The organism is Clostridium sp. 7_2_43FAA (assembly GCF_000158375.2).
Classification (GTDB): Bacteria; Bacillota; Clostridia; order Clostridiales; family Clostridiaceae; genus Clostridium; species Clostridium tertium.
This window is the reverse complement of record NZ_JH815222.1, coordinates 255,693-274,935: the sequence shown is the minus strand read 5'-3', so window position 1 is coordinate 274,935 and position 19,243 is coordinate 255,693. Positions and strand designations below refer to the sequence as shown.

Sequence of the window (19,243 nt, the reverse complement as noted above, 5' to 3'; positions counted from 1 at the left end):
TCTTTAAAATATATAAATAGAGTATACCTATATATCTTTTAAGACTTTCTCTTCTTTACTTATAATTATTTACTATTAATTTTTACATTTTTACTTTTATTCTTTATTAATACACATATAATTATCACTATAATAAATACTATAGAAAAAATCCATAATATCTTCGGAAGCCTAAATAATTTTCCAGCCTTATTGTACTCAAGATTATATAAACATCCAAGTTTACTGTCTAAAATATAAAAACTATCTTTATAAAATAATATTTTCTCTATCTTACTCTTATCTCCTAAATCTACTAAATCTCTTGCTACTCCATCCTTACTTAATGCATAAATAAATCCTTTTTTATTATTTCCAAAGACAATAGTATTCTTTTCAAAGCATATTCCATCCTTATCTATGGCTAATCCTTGTAATGATGAAACATCATTATCTTGATATATCGGAGCACTTGGATTTTTATCTGGATGATTCTTTATTAAAAATTCTTGTCTTACTGAATCTGTAAATCTTGGAGATGTTATAGGATCTCCACCACTATAATCAGGCCATCCATACCAATTTTCTTCTTGAAGATTATATATATAGTCCTTATCATCCTTTATATTTCTAGGCGGTAAATCTTCCATTCCTCCAACTATTGCCTTAATTTTCCCTTCATTATCTGTATCCCATCCATTTATATTTCTTATTCCATGAGCATATAATTTTATTTCTTCAGTTTTAATATCATAAGATAATATAGCGGCATTACCTATTTTTTGAGATTCTACCTTTTCCCCTACCTCATTACTTACTGAATAGGGAGAAAAAGCACCAGTTTTCCCATCTCCATAATTATTTCCTGTTACAATCCATGGACTAGTTGCAATATCAAATGCTTCACCTTTTGAATTAACTACACCTGAGTTAGTATTACTTCCAACAGAAAAATATAATTTATCATTATTTAAAAGTAAATTCACTTTCTTGTTCATACCATTATTAGGTATATCAGTTATAAGCTCCTTATAAGATTTTGCATCTAAGTTGTATTCTAATATCCTATTATCTGTGGCTATGTATAACTTTTTATTATAATACAGTATATCTAAAATATTAAATTTACTTTCCCTTATTATAAGTTCATCATTTCCATCCTTATTAAGTACTCTAATTGTATCTTCAAATGCTAAATATAAATTACCTTCTTCATCAAAAGCAAAACTTTTAGCTCCTTCACACCCTTTAAGGCTTATTGACCAATCTATATTTTTATTTAAAATATCTAAATCATATTTATTTGTAACCTTAAAAATTCCAAAGGCGATAGTCACTACTATAATTGAAACAAGCAAAAATTTAATAAACCTCTTCATGCGCTCCCCCTTATTTTCTATTTATGTTTAATTTATATTTTGAAATACATAAATTATTACTTTTAAAATAATTTAATTTTTCCTTTAACTATTTATTTTCTTAATATTTAGCAGAGTCATATTTCCTTTTATTTGGGAATAGATATAAATGTACTGATTGGGGGTGATAAACTTTGAAAAAGGATAGCTTTGTAAGAAATTCATTTCTTCTTACAGCATCTAATATAACCACTGGGATTTTAGGATTTATTTTTTCAATTTACTTATCAAAACTTATAGGCCCTGTTGGGATAGGACTATATGGCTTAGTAATGCCTATATACAATCTTTTTATCTGCTTAATGACTGCTGGAATTATAGCAGCTATATCCCAAGTATCTGCAATATATAAATCTAAAGGCCAATATAATAACATAAGTAAGACTATACGAACAGTTGCAAGTTTTAATGTAATATGGGCAATTGCTATAGGAATTATGGTATTCTTTTTAGCTCCCTACATAAGTAAATACGGTATACATGATATGAGAACTGTTAATGCTATAAGAATAACCTGTCCAGCAATGGTATTCATAGCTTTATCTAATATATTAAAAGGTTACTTTTATGGAGTTTCTAAAATAGTAGTTCCTTCGTTTATTGACATTCTAGAAAAAGCTATGCGTATTATCACAATTGCTTTATTAATTTATATGTTTAAAGCCACAACAATTACATCTATGGTAACATTAGCTTATGTTTCTTTAGCAATTGGAGAGCTACAAAGTTTACTATTATTGTATGTGTATTATAAAAATATTTCTAAAAAAGCTCCTCCATCATTTGATAAACCAGAGAGAGCCTCACAATTATTATTTAATGTTTTTATAATCGCATTCCCATTATGTCTTAATGGGTTCCTTGGAAATCTATTTGGTACAGCATCTACCTTACTAGTTCCTAGAAGATTAGCTGCTGCTGGTTTTGATACTGTAACAGCCTTAGGAATGATAGGAAAATTTACTGGAATGGCATTAACAATAGTCACATTTCCAATGATTGTTATTGGATCTATTAATTCTCTTATCGTTCCTGATTTATCAGAAACCTTAAGTAGGGGTGACTACTATAATGCTACTGTAAGAATAAAGAAAGTTATGAAACTAGCATTTTTACTTGGACTTGCTACAGCCATAATTTGTAATATAATTCCTGATTCATTAGGTCAAATGTTTTACAGTAGAGATGACTTAGGCGAGTATATAAAGATTGCATCATTAAGCGCTCCTATTTTCTTTACTGCCAATACTATGTTTGGAATACTAAATGGATTAAATAAACAAGGAGTGATACTTAAAAACTCACTAATCGTATCAATCTTAGAGCTTATTTGTCTATTTATATTTATTGGTCTTCCAGGTGTTAATATAATGGGGTATGGTATAACTATATTTATAACCTCTAGTGTAAGTTTATTTATAAATCTTAGAGAAGTTCAAAAACACATATATCTAGCCTTATCAAAAAGCAATATAAGTATATTTTTACTGTTATCAGTATTAATATTTATGATCCTTAAATTATTTACAGCTAAATTTCTAAATGATTTGTTTATAACTAAAAATCTAATAATTATTTCATTAACATTTATTATTTTTACTGTACTTAGCTTCTTTGGGATTGAAGATGAGTAATTATAAATTGTGGATATATAGGCAATACTAACTTATATTTCTAATTTATAATAGCAGTGAAAAGTGAAAGAGTTATTGCATATAAAAATAAGGGATGTCGCGAAACGCGACTCCCTTATTTTTATTGCTAATTAATTTGAATAGAAAATTCCTCACCTATTTGTGTCAAATCATTATCATTTATTTGTTCTATATTATTATCACTTTTATTATTTTCTATAGGAAATTGTATTGCATAAGGTGCGAGAGTAATAGATGTAGCTGTTTCACTGATTTTATATTCTTTATTATCTAGTTTTAATACTCCCCAGTTGCTAGTGCCCTTACTAAGTGTAAAGGCTATTTTATTCCCCTCATTATCTTGACCTTTTAATTTTATATAATAGGGTGTTTCATCTTTCCCCTTACGATCTATGGAATAGTAAATCTTCTCGCTAATTACATTTGAAGTATATTTATTTAACTTTATCTCCTCACCACTTGCTAATGTGAAGGTGTTATTTAATTCTATTTTCTTAGTATTATTTGCTAGTTCTTCGCTACTTGTAGTAAACTCAAAAGTAATAGGCTCAGTACGTTTAAATTCTTGATTTATAAACATATCTCTATAAGTAATTTTTATATCTAAGTCCCCATTATACTCCTCTTCTTTAAAAGAACATTCCATTGCTGTGGAATAGCCAGAGTCATCTATTATTATTCCTCCTAATCCACCTGCCATAGTTACTCCCAAGGAACTCCCATTTACAAATACCTCTGGTATAAGAAAAATTGATTTTCCCTCTAATTTTTCATCTTTAGGTTTAAATGTAGAAGATATTATTAACTCATCATTATCTAAAATAATCTCATTTAATTTAATTTCCAATTCATAATTACTTAAAGTTTTATTTACAACTGTTTTGTAAGACGATAGATCTTTTTTTATTCCTAAAAATGTTGCTATTTCATAACTTGCCATCTTTATACCATAAACCACTGTAGCTCCAACATCAGTTCCTATAAATCCAATAAAAAGTGCTCCTATGAATGTTGCTGCTATGATAGTCTTTTTTCTCTTATTGCTTTTCTTATTTTCTTTATTAATGGATTTTTTAAAATTATATTTTATTTTCTTTTTCTCTATATCATTAAATCCTTCTTCTTTAAGTTCATCAAAATTAATATTATAATCGTTTAACATATCATAGATATTTTTACTCATAATTTACACCTACTTTCATTCAATCTAAATAAGCTTCTAATTTTATTCTTTCCTCTAGATATCCGATTATAAATTACTTCTCTTTTTAAGCCAGTCTCACTACTTATATCATCAATATTCTTTTCCTCAACATAAAGTTTCATAAATAAACTTTTGTCATCATCTTTAAGGTTATTTAGCAGATCTTCAACTTCATCATTCAACTCATTTTTCATTATCTCTTTATTAGCTGTATCTTCAACACTTATATTTAAATCATCAATATTCTCATATAACAATTCCTTCAAGTATTTTCTCTTATAATCTAGGCATTTAAACTTTGTTACCCCAGCAAGCCAGTTTTTAAATTGACCTCTATCCTCATCAAAACTTTCTATGTTATACCAAACAGCTAATAACACATCATTTATACACTCATCCTGAAAGTTTTCTAAATTATATAAATGTTTCTTTACAATAGCCTTAATTATCCAATCATAATTATCTAAAACGTAATCTATAGATTTTTCATTTCTCATTTTCATCTGAATAATGAAGTTCTCTTCTGTAATCCTCATTATTTACCCCTTCTTTCCATACATGCCTGCCTTTTTAAATTTCTCTTACACTTAATATTTCGTAAATAAAACATGTATATCTATCAACAAATAAACTTTTCTCAAACTTTTTAAAAATCTTTATTAATAGAAACATTATTACTCCAAAATAAATTACTTTTTAATTTTCATGCAATTTTAAATTTCACTTCATTCTTTTAATTATTTAAATAAATTCCAGAAATTCAGATCTATCTGAATTTCAATCTAAATTATGCATTATCCATTACCAATTATCAATTAAAAAAAGCCCTCTGTAGTCTCCATAACTACAAAGGACTTTTCTTTTATCTACAACTAAATATAAATTATATTCTAGCACTTTAATTCTTGATTTAACTCTTAAAATAATACTTTCAAAAACCCATTCTTTTATCTAGCCTAATCAATTCAAGAAATTCAGCACCATCTGAATTTCAACCTCAATTATCTATTTTCAATTGTCCATTATAAATTCTTTATATAAGTTCTTTTCTAAGACTTCTAGGTAAGAATCTAAATACCTTTGGTGAAATTAAATCTAAATCCTTCTTTCTTATTCCTCCAAAGTAAACCATTGTATATAAATATACTACTCCACCTATACCTATTAAAACTAGTGTTGCTATAGCAATGATAACTCTTCCGCCTCCAAGCATATCTGCCACTTTAATAACCGGAAACTTTACTAAAAATATTACAATTGCCATTAACATGGAACAAATAGTCGGTACTATTGCTTGCCTTATTATAGGTATTCTAACTTTAAAAAATCTCTCTATTTTTCTATGATTTATTACTGCTGGAATAATAAATGATACAAAGGTTGCTACTACTGCTCCCATTATATTTATGCTTGGGATTGGGATTAATATTAGATTTATAACTATTTTTGCTATTAATCCTGCACTTGCAGACACTATTATTAAGTACAATTTATTAATTCCTTGAAGAATAACATTTTGTATAGTTGTTATTGACATAAATATAAGTAAAGCTGATCCATACATAAGTAAGGTATATCCTGTAGATGTGTTATTAAATAAGAATTTATATATCTCTTTACTTAATATAGCTAACCCAAATGTAGCTGGCATTATTATTATGTATGTTATTCTAAATGCATAGCTTGTTTGTTGCTTTAAATCTTTTTTATTCTTATGTACAAAAGCCTGTATTACCTTAGGAAATATTGAAGTTCCAAGCGCAGTTACTATAGCTAAAGGAACATAAACAAGAGTTTTATAATATGATAAGACAGCTCTTAAATCATTGACTTGTTCTTGATTAAATCCTGCCGAACTCAAGCCTCTTCCTAGAGTCATGGTATCTATAACACCCGCAAAATTTTGGACTCCTGCAACTAATGTTATAGGAAGGGCATACATAAATAACTTTTTAACTATTCTTTTATCTGATACTCTTCTTCTACTTGGATCATGATTTTTTTCAGCTTCTTCTTTATAATTTCTTTTTTCATATATATATATTATATATATTATTGCTATTATAGCACCTAAGGAAGTTCCAACAGTTCCCCCTGCACTTCCCCACTCATCACTACTTGTTACAGCAATTAATACAGCTGCAAAGACTAAACTAAGTATAACATTTACTAACTGCTCTATAATTTGAGATATAGCAAGCGCCTCCATCTCTTCAACTGCTTGCATATACCCTCTATATGCTGCTAATATAGCTGCAAAAATTATTGCAGGTGCCAAAAACACAAAAGTCCAGGCTGATTGCTCCGCACTAATTATTTTTGAAAGTGGAAATGCTAAAACCATAAAAATTCCAGCAATTGCTATACTTATCATAGCTAAATACCTTATAGCTAGTTTCATAGCTCGCAGTGCATCTTTATGATTCCCTATTGCTCTAAGCTCTGTAACAACTTTTGTAACTGCAGGTTGTGCACCTAAGCTAGTTACTGCAATTAAAAAAACAAATATATCATATCCAGCAGTGTATATTCCATAACCTGTTTCACCTAAAACAGCTGTTAATAAAGGAACATATATTGCTGATAATAACTTACCAGCAATACCTGCAATTGATAATATTAAAAAGCCACGTCCGGCTGATTTTTGCTCCATACCCAATCACCTTTTATTTTATTGTGAATTTAAACACATCATTTTTAATCTTCTTAAATACTGGTGGTAAACTTTCTATTATAGTTTTATTGTTTAAATAGCTTAATTTATCTGGTGCATCTCTAAAAATTAATTTATATGCATATAAGAACTGGCAATCAAGTCCAAACTTATTTGCAAAAAATGAATTTAATTTTCTATCTCCGTATTTATTATCACCAATTATAGGAGTTCCTAAATGTGATAGGTGTGCTCTAATTTGATGACTTCTTCCTGTTATTAAATCTATTTCTAAAAATGAATATGCCCCATTTGTTTTTAAAGTTTTAACTTCCATTGCTATTTCTTTTGAATCAGTTATTTTTTCATCATATATTCTTGAAATATTAGCTTCCTCATTTTTATGAATATATCCCTTATATAATCCATCTTTAATCTTGCCTTTTACCAATGTATTATAATATTTTTCAACTTTACCTTCTCTAATCATTTCATTCATTGTTCTTAATGCTTCAAAGTTTTTACCGAATATAACTATTCCTGAAGTATTTCTATCTAATCTATTACATGGTGCAGGAGTAAATGTTAATTCATTTTCAGGTAAGTAATCACCTTTTTCGTTTAAATATGATAATACGTAATCAGTTAAACTTGCCTCTTTTCCCTTTTCATCAGGGTGCACTAAAATATTAGGCCATTTTTCAACTATTAGCATATTAGAATCTTCATAAGTAATCTTCATTCCTCTAGCATTAACTTTAATAAACTTTTCTTCTGGCTTTTCCTTATTACTTTGTATATATTTAATTTCTACTACATCATCTATTTGCAAAGAATAATTTTCTTTTTGTTTCTTTCCATTAACTTTTACATCGCCTTTTCTTAAAGCTTTAAATATTTTACTTAAAGGAACATCTTTTAATAATTTTCTTAAAAATTTGTCTAATCTTTGACCTGCTTCATTTGTGCCTATTTCTATTCTCAAACTAATCACTCCTAGTTTTTTTAGTATTCTAACTATATTTTCCCCATTTTTATAGATTAATATTAAATTAGCTTCTTGTCAAATACTCAAACACCATTTGACATTGCATTGCTACGCCTAATGGCAGGCAATCTTCATCTATGTCAAATAAGCTACTATGGGCAGGATAAATTATATTTTTACTTTTATTTCCTGATCCTAAAAAATAAAAAACTGCTGGTCTTTCATTTGCAAAATATGCAAAACTTTCAACACCCATTTTTGCATTTTTTTGAATTAGTATATTTTCTTTTCCTATAACTTTCTCAGCTCCTATCTTAAATAAATCAACCATAAAATCATCATTATATAAATTAGGATAAGATTCTTCTATCTCTATCTTTGCAGTTGCTCTTGAAGATTTGCATATTCCATCAACGATTTCAACTAATCTTTCTTTTGCAAATACTCTGTCTTCTTTACTCATAGTTCTTATAATACCACTTATTTCAACTTCTTCTGGTATTATATTTTGAGCCGTTCCACCATGAATACTTCCTACCGTTATAACTGCTGGGTTGGCTGTATTTATTTCTCTGCTTACTATAGTTTGTAATGCTAATACAATGTGGCTTGCTATAACAATTGGATCTACAGTTGTATGAGGATAGGCTCCATGACCACCAGACCCCTTTATAGTAATAGTAAATGGATTAGATGCAGCATTTACTACGCCACCCTTTAACATTATAGTTCCACACTCCAGAGTTTCTTCAACATGAAGACCACATATGCAATCAACTCTTGGATTCTCAAGTACTCCCTCTTCTATCATGAACCTAGCTCCACCTATAGTTTCTTCCGCTGGCTCAAATAATAGTTTTATATTTCCACTAAATAAATGTTTATTTTCATTTAATATCTTAGCTGCTCCAAGTAATATAGTTGTATGTGCATCGTGCCCACATGCATGCATTTTTCCATTAACCTTTGATGAATAATCACATACTTTTTTATCTACAATTGGTAATCCATCTATATCTCCTCTTAAAGCTATAGTTTTTTCTTTACCTTCATCATTTTTCTTAGTTCCTCTTATTATTCCACATACACCTGTCTTAGAAACCTCTTCAAACTTTATTCCTTGATTTTTTAAAAAGTTTTTTATAAATCTCGAAGTTTGGTATTCTTCCATTCCTATTTCAGGATACTCATGTAAAGTTCTTCTTATATTTATCAACTCATTTTTTATGCTTATTGCCTCATTTTTAAAATTCATATTATTGCCCCCTATTTTCATGCAGAATTTAGCTTTATTAGCTCCAAAAAACTTGAATATTATCCCCATCTTTCAACTTTTCTGTATATCCCACTTTATTTCCGTTAAGTAACAAATTAATTATTCCCTTTGCTTCTTTTAAATCAAAGTCTATATAATTAAAGATATCAACAAAGATATAATCTTTTTGTCCACTAAGTGTTATTAACTTATCATTAAATGTTACTTCTATCTCAGTACCACTACTTAAATTTTTTTTATCATCATTCACTTGAACTTCTTCTTTATTAGCATCTTTATTAATTTCACCTTTTGGCATATCTTTAAAACTTATATTTCTATAAGATATTAATTTGTCACCTTCGTTAACTATATAATCTTCTAATAATTGCACTCCATCTTTTTCTAATGAGACATCTTCTTTTATTATATATTCCTTTATATCTTTAATTGATTTAGGAAATATTATATTTATATCATCATCTTCTTGTATATAATAGTCTATGCTCTTAATTTCATTATTAACAATAATCATTGGCTCTAAATTTATCAATTCATCATTTATATATATGCTAATACTATTAAATTCTTTTATTTGTTCAATCACTTTAGGTCTTGCATCTTTTCCTAACACTGCATAGGCTATCTCTATTATATCGCCATCTTTAACTTTCTTATCCATGCTTTCTATTTTATCATTAAGTCTTATTGTAGGATTTTTTCCTTTTTCTCCAAAAGCTATTCTTTTCACGCCGTTTAATTTGTATCTTAAATTCTTTCCATTTTTTCCTATAAGCATACTTGGATTTATACCTGCCTGTATAATAACATCCATAATAGTATGATTATGAGAATTAAACATACTCACAGGTGTTCCATTTAATATAACATCTATAAAATCTTTTTCTCCATTTTTTAACGCTATAAGAGCAATTCCTAGTACTGTTACTCCTGCTGATCCTAAATTATTATCACTTATACAATCAACTACAGCTTTTCTATCTTTTATTGCTATTCTTTGAACCGGAATATTTAATTTTTCACTAAGCTCTTCTATCATCCAAGGAGTATGTGCCCCTCCCCCAACTAAAAACAATGCACTTGGAGATTTATTTCCATTAAGCTCGATGATTTTTGAAGAAATACCTTCTGCAATTTTTTTCACTACAGGTCTTATTATTTTTTTTATATTTTCAGACTTAATTGTATTTTCAAATCCAATTATATCTGTATATGTTATCTCTTCTTTTAAATCTAAATTTCTTTTTATGTATTCAGCAGTATTAAAATCAACTAAACATTCCTGCACTACAGCCTCTGTTACTTCGTCGCCAGCCTGTGGAACCATTCCATATGAGGATATGCTTTCCTTTGAGCTTATAGCTATATCGGATGTTCCTGCTCCAATATCTACTAAAGCTATATTTAGAAGTCTTAAGTTTTTAGGAACTACAGCTTCTATGGCAGCAATAGGTTCTAAAGTTAAATTACTTACTCTTAATCCAACCTTTTTCATAACTGTATACAGTGAATCAATTACTGAGCGTGGTAAAAACGTTGCTATTACTTCTACAGATACGTTTTCACCTTTATGTCCAATTAAATTAGATATAACAAATCCATTTAAATAATAGTTTTTTACTGAGTAACCTACACAATATAACTTTCCATCTGTAGTTTTATTTATTTCACATTCTGCTTCTTTTAAGGCAATCATCTCTAAGTTTCTTATGTCTTCTTTTTTTATCTCCTCTTCAGAATTAAGCTCCATTTTCCCTTCTGAATTTATAGTCTTTAAAAATCTACCAGCTGCAGCAATAGATACATTATCTAACTTTATTCCAAGTTCTAACTCTATATCATCTACTATTTTTTTTACGGATTTTGCTACTAATTCTATATCATGAATCTGTCCATCTATCATTGCTCTTTCTTCATGCTCTAGATATCTTTCACATATTACTTTTAACTTGTCATTTTCTACTATTCCTACACTTCCAATAATAGATCTTGTTCCTACATCTAGTGCAAATTTAATGTTCTTTGAATCTACATTATTCATTTGCTAACACCTCATAATTTAATATAATAAACCTCTTTATTTAAAATAATTTTCATCATTATAATTTTTCATTATATCCTCATCTTTTCTTCTAACCTTATCAAATTTTATTAAGGCATAGTAAACTCCACTTTCTACTGCAAATGTTATTACAAAATAAAGTATAACAAATATTAATATTCCTACTAAAATATAAGCCAATTACAAATCCCCCTTATATTACCATAATAAGATTATACATCCTAAAAAAGTAATAGTGAACAATTAGTTCACTATTATAATAAGATTATTTTCAATTAATACCTTAAGAGAAAAACTTTTACTAAGATTATCTCCAAAATCAATTTTAATTACATCTTTATCTATTGATATAACTTTTCCATCCCCATAGGCTCTATGATGAATCATATCATTAACTTTTATTCCGTAATCCTCATTTGAATTTATATCCTCAAATCCACCTTCCTGCGTAAATCTAGATGCATCTTTAAACCTTCCTCTTTGAGTTTTAGGAGAAAATATATACAAATTATCTATTGCTCTAGTTATTCCAACATAAAATAATCTTCTTTCTTCTTCTATATTTTCATCCATTGAAGATTTATGTGGAATTGTTTCTTCTGTAGCATTTATTATAAAAACATTTTTAAATTCCATTCCCTTAACACCATGAATGGTACTTAAAATTACTCCTTCTTGTACCTCTTTACTCTCTTCTATTTTTTCTTTTACTCTTTCAACATGCCCCAGCAACTCTATTATAGTTTTTAATCCATCTGCTGCACTCTTAAATTCTTCTATTATATCCTCAAGTTCCTCTATACTTTGATTATACCTCTCTCCATACTCTTTTAGATAATCTATATAATTTAGTCCTGAAACTATATATTGTATTGCACCTGATAAAGACAGTTTATTTAAATATAATATATCTCTTCTTAATTCATCTAACTTTTTAGCTTGATATGGAGGAGTATCTTTTTTATCTATTAATATATCAAATGGAGATTTATCCTCTAATGAATTTCTTATATATTCTAAATTTGATTTACTAATATATCTAAAAGGTTTATTAATTATTCCTAAAAAGCTTTCCTTATCTTTTATGTTTATTGAAAGCTTTAAATATGAAAGTATATCCTTACATATAAAATGTTCAAAAAAATTATACCCCTTATCTAATAATACAAATGGAATTCGTCTACGAGTAAATGTATCTATCATACTCCTTGCTTCCATATTAGTTCTATATAAAACCGCATTATCACTTAAATCATCAATTGATTTTTCAATTATCCCTGCTATTTCATCTCCTTGGATTTTCTCATCATAAGGCCTTGTAAATTTTATTACACCAATAGAATCTTTATATGAATTTATAACTTTATCATTTCTGCTCTTATTATTCTTTATTACTTCCTTTGATACTTCTACTATATTATCATTACTTCTATAATTTATAGAAAGATATATCTTTTTAGCTTTTGGAAATGTTTCATCAAATCTTACCATATATTCCGGTTTTGATCCCCTAAAACTATAAATACATTGATCCTCGTCTCCGACTGCAAAAAGTGAATTTTCCTGATTTATCATTTTTAAAAACTGAATTTGTAATTCATCACAATCCTGAAACTCATCTACTAAAATATATTTAAATAACTCTCTATATTTTAGTAAGATATTAGGATTATCCCTTAATAAGCTTATTACTTTAACTGATAGGTCATCAAAATCCCAAAGTCCATTTTTAGACTTATATTCCTCATATTTTTGTAAACATTCAATAAAAATATCTTTTGCCATAGTAGGTTTAAATTCTTCTATAGCTTTTAACGAGGTTTTAAAAAATGAGATATTATTCAATGCCTCTTTTATTTTATCTTCACTTACTTCATCTGAATACTTTGATAAAACATACTTTATTATTCTATGAGAAACACCTCCAGAAATTATAGATATATTAAATCCCTCTCTAAGAAGAATTTTATAAAACAATCCATGAAATGTTCCAAAAAAAGGCGCAATTTCTTTATTAAATACATTTTTATATCTATTTCTCATATTATCAGCTGCGGCTCTCGTAAAAGTTATTATGATAATATTACCTAATCTCACTTTAAGCTCATTTACTAAATAATTTACCCTATTTATAATAACTGTTGTTTTTCCTGAGCCTGGTGCTGCAACAACTAGTACATTTTTCTCTTTTATATAAACAGCTTCTTTTTGATATTTATCTAAATAAATTTTCATGCATGCTCCTTTTTATATTATATTATTGACTTTTTTATGCTATAAATAACTATATTGTAATAATTTATTTATAGATGTACAATATATTTATATATTCTAATGTATTCTACAAATAAATTCATCTACTATTTTAAACGGATATAAGCTGTTCTCAAAACTTAATATTCAAATAAAATATCTAAGTATTTGATAATAAATGAAGTTGGTATTTCATTAACTTATACCAAAGATTAAATACTATGTGATTTGAATTTTGCCATATTGATAAAATTAATCATACTTACTATTTAATATAATACTAACTTTTATTATGTATATTATTAATTGAAACATATATAATTTATAAGAGGAGAAAAACATGGAAAACTTAATTAGATTTGATGTTACTAATGAACGTAACCTTACTATGTTAGTAGACTTTTATGAACTAACAATGGCAAATGGATATTTCAATAAAGAAATTGAAAATAAAATTGCATACTTTGATATGTATTTTAGAAGAGTCCCAGATGGTGGTGGATACTGTATAATGGCTGGAGTAGATCAACTTATACAATATCTAAACAACTTAAAATTTACTCAATCTGATATAGAATATCTAAGAAGTAAAAATATTTTTTCTGAAGAGTTTTTAAATTACTTGAAAAATTTTAAATTTGAGTGCGATGTATGGGCAATCCCAGAGGGAAACTTTGTTTTTCCAAATCAACCATTAGTAATAGTTAGAGGACCTGTGGTTCAAGCTCAATTTATAGAAACAATGATCTTGCTTACTATAAACCATCAAACACTTATAGCTACTAAAGCTAATAGAATTTGTAGAGCTGCTGCTGGAAGAACAGTTATGGAATTTGGTTCTCGTAGAGCACAAGGTTATGATGGAGCAATTTATGGTGCTAGAGCATCAATAATTGGAGGTTGTGATTCAACAGCTTGTACTATAGCTGATAAATACTTTGATGTTCCTGCCGTTGGAACAATGGCTCATAGTTGGGTTCAATTATTTGATACAGAATATGAAGCTTTCAAAGCTTGGGCTGAGGTGTATCCAGATAATTGCTCACTTCTTATTGATACATATAACGTGTTAAAATCTGGTTTACCAAATGCAATAAAAGTATTCGATGAAATATTAAAACCTATGGGTAAAAGACCTAAAGGAATTAGAATAGACTCAGGTGATATAACTTATTTAACAAAGAAATGTAGAAAAGCTTTAGATGCTGCTGGATATCCAGATTGTAAGATAATAGTATCTAACTCTTTAGATGAACATATTATAAGGGATGTTTTAGAACAAGGAGCTTGCATAGATTCATTTGGTGTTGGAGAAAGATTAATCACAGCTAAGTCAGAACCTGTTTTTGGCGGAGTATACAAACTTGTAGCTGTAGAAAACAATAATAAGATCATACCTAAAATAAAAATAAGTGAAAACACTGAGAAAATTACTAACCCTGGCTTTAAAAAGATATATAGAATTTATGACAATGAAACTCATAATGCAATAGCTGATGTAATAGCTTTAGATCATGAAGTAATCGATGAAAAAAAACCACTTGAAATATTCCACCCTATTGAAACATGGAAAAGAAAAACAGTTACTAACTTCTATGTTAAAGATTTAATGGTGAAAATATTTGATAAAGGTCAACAAGTTTATGAAAGTCCATCAGTTTTAGAAATAAAGGAATTTTCAAAGAATGAAAGTTTAAAAATGTGGCCTGAAATATTAAGATTTGAAAATCCTCATAATTACTATGTAGATTTATCACAAGATTTATGGACTCTAAAGCAAGACTTACTTCATAAGTGTATAAAATAAAAAAGAGTGATTTAATCACTCTTCTTTATTTATTTTAATAATTAATAACTTTATCATCCATATTATAATTTAAATATCTATCTTGTGAATAAAATAAGTCTTCATCCATATTACCAACAAATTCTGATTTGTTATTGGAAGATAAAAACTCCTTAAATGGACAAATATCAGCTTCATTATTTTTAGGATACATAGGACATGTATTATAACAACTTGTTTTTTCTTTATTGTTTGACCAAAACGGACACTTACTCATACTTCTCCCCCCAATACCTAAAATGTGAAAACGAAATCACAATTTTCTTATATTATATTATATCTTTTTGCTAAAATAAAGCATTTTATATCCATTCTTGAAAAATAAATATCGACTTAATTCCCTATATTTTTACACCACTCAATGGAGCTATAGTATACATCAACTAACACTCCCTCATCTATTTTTAAATTAGTACATTGCTCTTCTATTTTTTTATTATCAAGCACTTCGTAAGCTAAAGCCAATTCTAAAATATCTCTTAAAATATTTCTTTTACCAATTAAAGCCTTCTTTATTTCTATATTAACAGGTAAATTTTCAACAACGTAATTAATATCTTTCTCCATCATTAAATGCAAATTTGAGAACAATCCAACCATAAAAGCTGACGATAAATCATTATAGTGTACTATCTTAGATATCCCCTCACAAAACTTAGCTCTTATTACTATATTCTTAGCATACTCATCACTTTTACCAGATGATATTTCTACAACTGATAATATTGATAACCACTTTCTAAGCTCTTCTCTTCCAATTAACATTATAGCTTGCTTTATGGATTTAACTTCTTGAAGAAAACTAAAATAAGACGAATTTATAAATCGTAAGAATTTATATGTTAAAGCAATATCTGTCTTCATTGTACACTCAACTTTATCTATATCATAATCTTCTCTTATTAGTTCTATCAAAAGTGTAAAAATACTAGTGTTCTTTATTGCCATATCTTTTCCTAAGAATATAGATGGCTTACTATAATAGAATCCTTGAAAATAATCGTATTCGAGGTTTTTGGCTTCTTCCAAGTCATCTAATGTCTCTATTTTTTCAGCTAGCATTTTAATTTTAAACTTTTTGCAAATTTGTGCAATCCTTATTCTCGATTCTTTAGATGAAAGAATAAAATCAACTTTTACTATGTCTATAACCCCAATAAAATTTATAATATCATTTATATCTACTACATCATCTAACGCTATATAATATCCTAATTCCTTTAAATACGATAATTGACTAATTACATCTTCCGATGGACTAACACTTTCAAGTATTTCTATTACTACTCTTTCTTTTGGTAATAATGTTGCAATATTCTTCTTTATTAACTTTTCCGGAAAATTAACAAAAGCTAGTTTATTATCAGTTAATATATCTAACCCAAAAGACGATATATTATCTATTACCTTATATGTAGCCTCATCATCTTCAATACTGTTATTAAAATTATTTTTTAAAGAATTCCTATAAAGTAATTCATAAGCTACTACTTTTTCTTCTTTATTATATATACCTTGTCTAGCTATAAAAATATCCATTTTCTTATCCTCTATTATTAATTTATAATTATTATATACTAATAATACATAATTTCAAATAAATTAAATAAATTTAACAAAAAGTAAAAGATATGGAACTAGAGCATATATTCTGCACCTTATTCCATATCTATAAATAGTATATTTAAATCATTAATTGTCTTATCTTTTGCAATGCCCGCTATTCTTAACTACTGATATATTTATTATTTCATTAGTAAATGCTTTAAGAAGTGCCTTTTCTAAAACTTTTTCTTGATCAAAATTTTCTATATCTCTACATTCAGCAAATACTTTATTTATTTCTCCATCTACATTTCTATATGTTAAAGTTACATATGGCTTTTCATATTCTACTTTAATTATCTTTAATCCCCATGATATTTGTGCATAATCACCATCTGTAGTAAGTTGTGTTAATTCTCTTAATTTTACTTTCTCCTCTGAAGGATCAGTTATTTCAATCAATTCGTCTCCAACTTTATATTTTGCCATTTTATTTCCTCCTCATAAAATATAATTTTATCTTTATTATATATTATTGCTAGTTTTTATGATATTATTATTTTATAAATTTAAATAATTTAAACCTTACAAGTTTGTTAATTTATTAACAACCTCACTATTATAATATCATATCTAATTTATAAATACAATAGTTATACGGAAATTTTACTATATAATGAAAATATTTCAACAATTAATATTAATTATTCTTTACTATTAATTACTAAAAAGTATATATTGACACTTAATATCTTATATTATATAATTACATTAATAATAAAAAAGGATGGTGTATTATGGAGAATATAACTTCTATCTTCAGAGAAAAGAAATTGAAACTTACTCCTCAAAGATTAGCAGTTTATAAATATTTAATGAGTACAAATGAACATCCTTCTGCAGAAATTATATACAAAGCACTTCAACCAGAGTATCCTACTATGAGTTTAGCTACAGTTTATAAAGCATTAAAGACTTTAGTAGAAGTTAAATTAGTTCAAGAAATTAATGTTGGAGAAGGCAATTTTAGATATGATGCTAATTCACATGAACATGCTCATATTCAATGTATCAACTGTAGTAAGGTAACCGACTTAGAAAATATATCATTTACGACTCTTAATCGTACTGCTGAGGAGTGCTCAGAATATAAAGTTCTATCAAATAGAATATTCTTTTACGGATTATGTAAAGATTGTCAATAAATGATTAAGCTAGAAATTTTAATTAATTTCTAGCTTTTTATTTATTTTGTATTAATCATCAATAAGCCTCATATAATAAATTGAGGTGATTATATGGCAAGATTTATAATTATTAAAAAGAATGTTGTACTCTCTTATATAATAAATTTTCTTATACTTTTTGTAGTTATCTTATCGACTTATTTTTTTCTTACTAATAATAATTCTATAGAAACATTTACGCCCATTACTTCAAAAAACTATACTGATTTTGACTTAGATGGAGATGGTGAAAATGATAAGATTGAAATATCCAAAGAAAATAATAGCTACATATTAAATATAAAAAGTAAAGATAAGACTTATTCCCTTGTTAATAAGGATGGATCGAATTTACTTGGAGATTCACTTATAAAATGGCCCATTAAAGTGAATATTATAGATTTATCCAGAAATAACATTCCAGAAATCATTGTACAACTATCCAAAGATAAATCTCCTGTAAACTATGTATTTTCATGGAATGGTTCTAAATTTGTAAATACATTTGTTTCAGCTGATAATATAATTGGAATACTTGATTCCAACAATAACAAAACACCCAAACTACTCTCTCTTTCTTCAAGCAAAGGTGATGGGTCTACAAAAAGTTCTCTCTTCTTGGGAGATAACATAAAAGATATAACATTTTCAAAAATAAAAGTTCCTGGACTATCTGCCATTCAAGGGTTTATAGACGTAATTGAAGCTCCTTATGAATTATCTGAAGCACCTAATATTTTCACTTCTAATATAGATAGTACTGAACTTTCAATATTATGGGGGTTAGATAAGGATAATACAAGATATTCCTTCCAAAATGGCTATTTTTCAGATTTTAAATGGGATTCAAATGGAAATATATTAGGAGTAAATTGGACATTATCATTTGAATCTGTAAAAAATACAAATGCATCTTCTCCTGCTAAAGAGCTATTATTATATTTATCAGTAGAAGATGATGGATATGGTTCACTCAAAATATCATCAATAAAAAAAATATAAAATTAAAAGGCCGCTATAAGCGGCCTTAAAAGGGGGATGGGGGGGTTTTAGCTTAAACGAAGATTTCTCATCGCTTGCTATAGGAGAATACTTCTCCGGTACAATAATATTCTTTACATCTGCTTATCTTTTTATA

Annotated in this window: 16 protein-coding genes; 4 read left to right on the top strand and 12 right to left on the bottom strand. The window is 27.4% G+C overall.

Annotation, left to right across the window (positions count from 1 at the left end; genetic code table 11):
- Positions 1 to 65: 65 nt before the first annotated feature.
- Positions 66 to 1,358 carry a hypothetical protein gene (locus CSBG_RS02875; RefSeq protein ID WP_008676909.1) on the bottom strand — a complete coding sequence of 431 codons (1,293 nt, stop codon included), beginning with the start codon at positions 1,356 to 1,358 and terminating at the stop codon, positions 66 to 68.
- A gap of 173 nt (positions 1,359 to 1,531) precedes the next feature.
- Here CSBG_RS02875 and spoVB point away from each other — a divergent pair, with 173 nt between their 5' ends.
- Entirely contained in the window at positions 1,532 to 3,031 is a 1,500-nt protein-coding gene (gene spoVB, locus CSBG_RS02870) for a stage V sporulation protein B (protein ID WP_008676906.1), read from the top strand.
- A 127-nt stretch (positions 3,032 to 3,158) separates the two neighbouring features.
- Here spoVB and CSBG_RS02865 read toward each other — a convergent pair whose 3' ends face one another.
- The 8 genes from CSBG_RS02865 to CSBG_RS02835 all read right to left on the bottom strand — a co-directional run bounded on the left by CSBG_RS02865 (position 3,159) and on the right by CSBG_RS02835 (position 13,470).
- Positions 3,159 to 4,235, bottom strand: a complete 1,077-nt coding sequence (locus CSBG_RS02865; RefSeq protein WP_008676904.1) for a DUF4179 domain-containing protein — start codon at positions 4,233 to 4,235, stop codon at positions 3,159 to 3,161.
- The gene (locus CSBG_RS02860) at positions 4,232 to 4,792 is read right to left on the bottom strand and encodes a sigma-70 family RNA polymerase sigma factor (protein ID WP_008676901.1); all 561 of its coding nucleotides are present in this window, start codon (positions 4,790 to 4,792) and stop codon (positions 4,232 to 4,234) included. The genes CSBG_RS02865 and CSBG_RS02860 overlap by 4 nt, the downstream gene beginning before the upstream one ends.
- Positions 4,793 to 5,289: 497 nt before the next feature.
- A complete protein-coding gene (locus tag CSBG_RS02855) occupies positions 5,290 to 6,909 on the bottom strand; it encodes a polysaccharide biosynthesis protein (RefSeq protein ID WP_008676898.1) in 1,620 nt (539 codons plus the stop codon).
- A 13-nt stretch (positions 6,910 to 6,922) separates the two neighbouring features.
- A complete protein-coding gene (locus CSBG_RS02850; RefSeq protein WP_008676895.1) occupies positions 6,923 to 7,894 on the bottom strand; it encodes an RluA family pseudouridine synthase in 972 nt (323 codons plus the stop codon).
- A gap of 67 nt (positions 7,895 to 7,961) precedes the next feature.
- Entirely contained in the window at positions 7,962 to 9,152 is a 1,191-nt protein-coding gene (locus tag CSBG_RS02845) for a M20 family metallopeptidase (protein WP_008676893.1), read from the bottom strand.
- Between the two features lie 37 nt (positions 9,153 to 9,189).
- Entirely contained in the window at positions 9,190 to 11,214 is a 2,025-nt protein-coding gene (locus CSBG_RS02840; RefSeq protein ID WP_008676891.1) for a cell division FtsA domain-containing protein, read from the bottom strand.
- 36 nt (positions 11,215 to 11,250) lie between these two features.
- Positions 11,251 to 11,415, bottom strand: a complete 165-nt coding sequence (locus CSBG_RS18185) for a hypothetical protein (protein WP_008676888.1) — start codon at positions 11,413 to 11,415, stop codon at positions 11,251 to 11,253.
- Between the two features lie 63 nt (positions 11,416 to 11,478).
- Positions 11,479 to 13,470 (bottom strand): ATP-dependent helicase, encoded by a 1,992-nt coding sequence (locus tag CSBG_RS02835; protein WP_008676886.1) that lies wholly within the window; start codon positions 13,468 to 13,470, stop codon positions 11,479 to 11,481.
- A 358-nt stretch (positions 13,471 to 13,828) separates the two neighbouring features.
- Here CSBG_RS02835 and CSBG_RS02830 point away from each other — a divergent pair, with 358 nt between their 5' ends.
- The gene (locus tag CSBG_RS02830) at positions 13,829 to 15,295 is read left to right on the top strand and encodes a nicotinate phosphoribosyltransferase (protein WP_008676884.1); all 1,467 of its coding nucleotides are present in this window, start codon (positions 13,829 to 13,831) and stop codon (positions 15,293 to 15,295) included.
- Positions 15,296 to 15,329: 34 nt separating this feature from the next.
- Here the strand turns inward: CSBG_RS02830 and CSBG_RS02825 are convergent, their stop codons facing one another.
- From CSBG_RS02825 to CSBG_RS02815, 3 genes are all read right to left on the bottom strand, one after another.
- On the bottom strand, positions 15,330 to 15,551 hold the full coding sequence (locus tag CSBG_RS02825; RefSeq protein WP_008676882.1) for a hypothetical protein: 222 nt from the start codon (positions 15,549 to 15,551) through the stop codon (positions 15,330 to 15,332).
- 116 nt (positions 15,552 to 15,667) lie between these two features.
- Positions 15,668 to 16,873: an HDOD domain-containing protein gene (locus CSBG_RS02820; protein ID WP_008676880.1), complete on the bottom strand. Its 1,206-nt coding sequence runs from the start codon at positions 16,871 to 16,873 to the stop codon at positions 15,668 to 15,670.
- Between the two features lie 162 nt (positions 16,874 to 17,035).
- Positions 17,036 to 17,368 carry a hypothetical protein gene (locus CSBG_RS02815; protein ID WP_008676878.1) on the bottom strand — a complete coding sequence of 111 codons (333 nt, stop codon included), beginning with the start codon at positions 17,366 to 17,368 and terminating at the stop codon, positions 17,036 to 17,038.
- 308 nt (positions 17,369 to 17,676) lie between these two features.
- Between CSBG_RS02815 and CSBG_RS02810 the strand changes: the two genes are divergently transcribed.
- A complete protein-coding gene (locus CSBG_RS02810; RefSeq protein ID WP_008676876.1) occupies positions 17,677 to 18,084 on the top strand; it encodes a Fur family transcriptional regulator in 408 nt (135 codons plus the stop codon).
- Positions 18,085 to 18,177: 93 nt separating this feature from the next.
- The gene (locus CSBG_RS02805; protein ID WP_008676875.1) at positions 18,178 to 19,107 is read left to right on the top strand and encodes a hypothetical protein; all 930 of its coding nucleotides are present in this window, start codon (positions 18,178 to 18,180) and stop codon (positions 19,105 to 19,107) included.
- The last annotated feature ends 136 nt before the right edge of the window (positions 19,108 to 19,243 follow it).